Below are 1,937 nucleotides of genomic sequence, written 5' to 3'. Positions count from 1 at the left end.
ATCCAGCCCCGGCGGCGTTTGAGGCGTGGGGTTCGGGGCAGCGCCCCGGCAACGGCGCCGCAGGGCCAACACGGCGGGCAGCGCGGACATGACGGAGGGGCGGTCGCCGCCGCACGCGGTGACCGCCCCTCACGCCGTACTGCCGAGCCGGAGGCTACTTCGCCCGGTCGAAGTCGATCGCGCTGTACGCGCGCAGCTTCGACAGGCGGTGCGTCGAGTCGATCTGCCGGATCGTGCCCGACTTCGAGCGCATGACCAGCGAGGACGTCGTCGCGGTCTCCGCGCGGTAGTGCACGCCGCGCAGCAGCTCGCCGTCCGTGATGCCGGTGGCGACGAAGAAGACGTTCTCGCCGGACACCAGGTCGTTCGTGGTCAGGACGCGACCCAGGTCGTGGCCGGCGTCCAGCGCGCGCTGTCGCTCGGCCTCGTCCTTGGGCCACAGCTTGCCCTGGATCGTGCCGCCCAGGCACTTTATGGCGCACGCCGAGATGATGCCCTCGGGAGTGCCGCCGATGCCGAGGAGCAGGTCGACGCCGGTGCCCTCGCGGACCGCCATGACGGAGCCCGCGACGTCGCCGTCGGAGATGAACTTGATCCGGGCGCCCGTCTCGCGGATCTCCTTGACGATGCCCTCGTGGCGCGGGCGGTCCAGGATGACGACCGTGACGTCCTCGACGGCCATGCCCTTCGCCTTGGCGACCCGGCGGATGTTCACCGAGACGGGGGCATTGATGTCGACGAAGTCGGCGGCCTCGGGGCCGGTGACCAGCTTCTCCATGTAGAAGACCGCGGACGGGTCGAACATGGTGCCGCGGTCGGCGGCGGCCAGGACCGCGATGGCGTTCGGCATGCCCTTGGCGTTCAGGGTGGTGCCGTCGATCGGGTCCACGGCGATGTCGACCTCGGCGCCGGTGCCGTCACCGACCTGCTCGCCGTTGAAGAGCATCGGGGCTTCGTCCTTCTCGCCCTCGCCGATGACGACGACGCCGTTCATCGAGACGGTGGAGATCAGGGTGCGCATGGCGTTGACCGCCGCGCCGTCCGCGCCGAGCTTGTCACCGCGGCCGACCCACCGGCCCGCGGCCAGGGCTGCGGCCTCGGTGACCCGGACGAGCTCCAGGGCGAGGTTGCGGTCGGGGGCCTCCGGAGAGACTACGAGCTGAGGCGGCAGGTTGTGCTCGGTCATCCGAGGGCACCTTTCTGATCGGCGACGGCCGGGAAGTGAGGGTGCTGGAACTCTATCGGTAGGTCGATAAATTGAGCAGACCGGGTCACGTATGAGCGGCATATCGGTCAGTCGTTTGGCCTGAGCGGACGTCTTGCGACGCTCCGGGGCCCCCGGCGGTGATCGCCGGGGGCGATACGGGACGATGGTCACGTGGCAGGTATGAAAGGCAAGCAGACGGTCTGGGACATGGTCCGGTCGCTGGCGGTGATCGGCGTCGTCGTGGCGGGCATCTACATGTTCGTCCCACATGACGAGAAGGCCGACCCGACGCGCACGGTCGACTACCGGGTGGAGACGCTCACGGCCCGGCGCGCGGCCCCGTACCCGGTGGCCGCCCCCGCGGGGCTCCCGGAGCAGTGGCGGGCCACGTCGGTGTCGTACGAGCGCAAGAACGCCAACGCCTGGCACCTGGGCTTCCTCGATCCGGAGCGGCAGTACGTGGCGGTGGAGCAGTCCACGGACACCTCCGCCAAGTACCTCGACCAGATCACCCAGAAGGCGAAGGCCACCGGGCAGACGCAGCAGGTCGGGGACATGGCCTGGGAGCGCTGGGACGGCGAGAAGTACGACGCCCTGGTGCGCCGGGAGCAGGGCCACGTCACGGTGGTGACCGGGACGGCCTCCTTCGAGCAGCTCGGCGCGATGGCGGCGGCGCTGGAATTCAAGCAGGGCCAGTAGACGACGAAGAGGCGGCCCGCCCCGGAAATTC

At 70.0% G+C, this 1,937-nt stretch carries 2 protein-coding genes; one reads left to right on the top strand and one right to left on the bottom strand.

Annotation, left to right across the window (positions count from 1 at the left end; translation table 11 throughout):
• Window positions 1-154: 154 nt before the first annotated feature.
• Window positions 155-1,186, bottom strand: coding sequence for a class II fructose-bisphosphatase (glpX, locus tag ACFV9H_RS41405; RefSeq protein WP_385409171.1), 1,032 nt, complete (start codon window positions 1,184-1,186; stop codon window positions 155-157).
• Window positions 1,187-1,387: 201 nt separating this feature from the next.
• On the opposite strand from glpX, the gene ACFV9H_RS41400 reads away from it, so the two are divergent.
• Window positions 1,388-1,906 (top strand): DUF4245 domain-containing protein, encoded by a 519-nt coding sequence (locus ACFV9H_RS41400; RefSeq protein ID WP_385409173.1) that lies wholly within the window; start codon window positions 1,388-1,390, stop codon window positions 1,904-1,906.
• Window positions 1,907-1,937 lie beyond the last annotated feature (31 nt).

It is taken from the genome of Streptomyces sp. NPDC059874, from assembly GCF_042731135.1.
GTDB lineage: Bacteria > Actinomycetota > Actinomycetes > Streptomycetales > Streptomycetaceae > Streptomyces.
The sequence above is the reverse complement of the archived record's forward strand: the minus strand, read 5'-3'. Positions and strand labels throughout refer to the sequence as shown.

Coding starts and splice junctions, on each gene's coding strand:
- ACFV9H_RS41400 (WP_385409173.1), top strand. CDS start 1,388: ATGAAAGGCAAGCAGACGGTCTGGGACATGGTCCGGTCGCTGGCGGTG.
- glpX (WP_385409171.1), bottom strand. CDS start 1,186: ATGACCGAGCACAACCTGCCGCCTCAGCTCGTAGTCTCTCCGGAGGCC.